Origin of the sequence: Streptomyces sp., from assembly GCF_031178505.1 — a bacterium.
Classification (GTDB): Bacteria; Actinomycetota; Actinomycetes; order Streptomycetales; family Streptomycetaceae; genus Streptomyces; species Streptomyces gulbargensis.
In genome coordinates this window covers 1-2,654 of sequence record NZ_JAPSIW010000875.1, presented here as the reverse complement: position 1 = coordinate 2,654, position 2,654 = coordinate 1, and the positions used below count along the sequence as shown (strand labels likewise).

General features: G+C 73.6%; 5 protein-coding genes. All 5 read right to left on the bottom strand.

Annotated elements, in window-relative coordinates; all coding sequences use genetic code 11:
- A partial coding sequence (locus RIF68_RS33795) for a replication initiator (protein ID WP_309055290.1) occupies nucleotides 1-1,339 on the bottom strand: 1,339 nt, incomplete at its 3' end.
- Nucleotides 1,340-1,441: 102 nt separating this feature from the next.
- Nucleotides 1,442-1,747 carry a SpdD-like protein gene (locus tag RIF68_RS33790; protein ID WP_309055289.1) on the bottom strand — a complete coding sequence of 102 codons (306 nt, stop codon included), beginning with the start codon at nucleotides 1,745-1,747 and terminating at the stop codon, nucleotides 1,442-1,444.
- 20 nt (nucleotides 1,748-1,767) lie between these two features.
- Nucleotides 1,768-1,923: a hypothetical protein gene (locus RIF68_RS33785; RefSeq protein ID WP_309055288.1), complete on the bottom strand. Its 156-nt coding sequence runs from the start codon at nucleotides 1,921-1,923 to the stop codon at nucleotides 1,768-1,770.
- A gap of 15 nt (nucleotides 1,924-1,938) precedes the next feature.
- On the bottom strand, nucleotides 1,939-2,118 hold the full coding sequence (locus RIF68_RS33780; RefSeq protein ID WP_309055287.1) for a mobile element transfer protein: 180 nt from the start codon (nucleotides 2,116-2,118) through the stop codon (nucleotides 1,939-1,941).
- Nucleotides 2,119-2,131: 13 nt separating this feature from the next.
- On the bottom strand, nucleotides 2,132-2,654 hold a 523-nt coding region (locus RIF68_RS33775), incomplete at its 5' end, for a SpdA protein (RefSeq protein WP_309055286.1).

Below are 2,654 nucleotides of genomic sequence, written 5' to 3'. Positions count from 1 at the left end.
CCGTGTCGTCGCCTTCCGGGATTGCGGGCGTGGGGAGGCCGTGAGCGATGAGGTGTTCTGCGGCGGTCAGGCCGGTGCCGGCGAAAACCCAGTGGGAGAGGACGAGGACGGTGTCCGGGTCGGGCAACGGGTGGCCGGCCTCGGCCGCGCGTGCGCGGGCCAGGGCTTCGTTGTGGTCGGCGCGTTCCTGGCGGAGGGCGCCGAGGGTGGTGGAGTAGGCGCGGGACTTGGTGGAGAAGTGGCCGCGGAAGCCGAGCACGTGGGCCCACTTGCGCAGGCGCAGGTCTTCGAGTTCGGGCAGGGCGCCCAGGTGCCAGCAGGTGAGGATCATGCGCCGGGCGTGGTCGGTGACGCCGGAGCCGATCAGGTCGGTGATCGGGTTGCGGATGGGGCGGTCCAGGGTGCCCGCGGCCTCGGCGCCCTTGGTGGCGTACTTGGCGATGTAGGCGGCCACGGCACGGCTGGACAGCTCCGAGGTGCCCGCGAAGTCGGCCGAGCGGATGGGACGGATGTCGAGCTGTTCGCCGAAGCGGAAGGCGTAGGCGCGGCCGTCGAGGACGGGGCCGGGTGCCTCGGCGAGGCGGGCCGCGGAGCGGATCGCGTCGGTGAGCAGTTCGGTGGTGGCCCAGGCCGGAGGGGCGTCCTCGGCGCCGTCCGGACCGTCGAGGCGGATGACGGCATGGAAGTGGACGGCGCCGCGCCGCTGGTACTCGGCGACCTTGGCGTAGGAGACCTTGAGGCAGTGGCGCAGCGCCGAGCGGCTGATGCCCGCGCAGGAGGCGAGCTGTTGGCGCAGGTAGGTGGCGAAGCGGGCCCACAGGGCTCCGGCGTGCGCGTTCCACAGGACGGCCGCGCGGTAGTCGTAGCGGTCGGGGTCCAGGGGTGTGCCGAGGGCGGGGTCGTGGTCCGGGTGGAGGCGTCCGCAGCGGCACCGGCCGCCGCCGGGGCGGTTGTGGACGGGGCCGAAGGACGGGGCGGTGAAGGTGGCGAAGACCCGCGGGTGTTCGGCGACGGCCGGACCGATGCCCTTGCCGCCGCTCAGTCCGGCCGTGATCAGGTGGAAGGTGTCCTTGCGGTAGATCTCGGCGCAGGCGGCGCACCGGGTGGCGCGGCGGTTGTTGCAGCGGATGAGGAGCTGCCCGGCCGGAAGGTCGCGGTCGGCGATCTCGCGGACGATCTCACCGGTTGCGGCGTGGACGTCGAGCCGGTGGCCCTCCATCCGTACCGGTTGCTCGCAGCCGCCGAGACGCTGGATCTGGTGGGCGTAGGCGCTGAGGTCGCCGTGCCGGGCGAGCGCTGCCAGCTGGCGAATGGCTCCGGCAGGAGCCGCAGAGCGCATGTGCGGGTTCCTCCTTGCAAGGGGTGGGCATTCGGTGCACGCACCCGGCCTGTCCAGGGGGCTAGACAGTGTGGGCAGGCCGGGTGCGATGGAGCGATGAGGTCAGCGGCGGCCGAGGACCGAGCGGAGGGCGACGGCGCACACGGCCACGGACGTGGCGGTGAGGGCGACGGCGAGGAGTATGGAGACCAGGACGGCGCCGACGACCAGGACCGCGGAGGCACCGCCGCCGACGAGGGCGAGCGCGGTACCGGGCGTGAGTCGGGCGGTCAGGCGAGCCGGGACCGGGGCGACGGAGGCCGGCGGCGAAGCCGGGACACCCGGCGTGAGGGCGGTCGGTTCGACGACGGCGGGCGGGGTGGTCAGGCCGGTGGGCTGCGGCATGGTCGGGATCTTCGGTCGGAACATGAGCGCTCTCCTTTCGCGGGTCACTCGAGGAAGCTGTCGATGACGGGGGCAAGCAGGCTGTCGGCGAGGAGATAGCCGCCGACGAGCAGGACGGCGATGAGCCACCAGGGCGGGCGGATGAGCTTGACGCCCAGGACCCCGACGACGAGCAGGGCGAGCCAGAGCGGAACGTCCATGGCGGTGTTCTCCTGTCAGGCCGAGCAGCGGTGGGTACGGGCGGCGAGTTCGGCGGCGGCGCGGCTGTCGTACTCGGCGGTGAAGTCGCAGCGGGGCGCGGTGCAGGCGGCCAGGTGGCGGTTCTTGCCGCGGTCGAGGTAGGAGGCGATGTTCACGGGGCCGATACGGCGGACGTCGCGGAAGCGGCGGGGCATGGTGGTGCTCCTCTCAGAGGTGAGCGGCGACGGATGCGGTCATGGACGGAGGCAGGCCGAGCCGGGCGCGTACGGCGTCGGGGTCGGCGGGATGGCCGGTGGTCGAGCGGTGTTCGTCGGCCAGGGCCCGGACGCGGTCGACGAGGACGGGCGGGAGCGCGACGGCGGGAACGGGCGTTGAGGCCGGGGCCGGAGCGGTGACCGGTTCGGCGGCGATCTCGGGAGCGGGTTTGGGTTCGGGTTCGGGGGACGGTGCCGGCAGCGCGTCCCGGTCGGATGTGTCGACGACGGCCGGGCCGGGGTGCCGTTCCCCGCACGTGTCCGTCGACGACGACGCCGGGACCGTCGGAGCTTCCGTGCCGCCGCGCGGTGCGTGGGCCAAGAGCGTGCCGCCGAAGAAGGCGACGGCGGGCCAGCCCGCGACGATGACGCGGAGTGAGGCGGGGACGTGATCCAGATCGAGAAGCCCGGCGGTGGCGACGTTGGCGCCCAGCGACGCGGCCAGGGCCACCAGGAACCACAGACGCGGTCCCCCG

Coding starts and splice junctions, on each gene's coding strand:
- RIF68_RS33785 (WP_309055288.1), bottom strand. CDS start 1,923: ATGGACGTTCCGCTCTGGCTCGCCCTGCTCGTCGTCGGGGTCCTGGGC.
- RIF68_RS33780 (WP_309055287.1), bottom strand. CDS start 2,118: ATGCCCCGCCGCTTCCGCGACGTCCGCCGTATCGGCCCCGTGAACATC.
- RIF68_RS33790 (WP_309055289.1), bottom strand. CDS start 1,747: ATGTTCCGACCGAAGATCCCGACCATGCCGCAGCCCACCGGCCTGACC.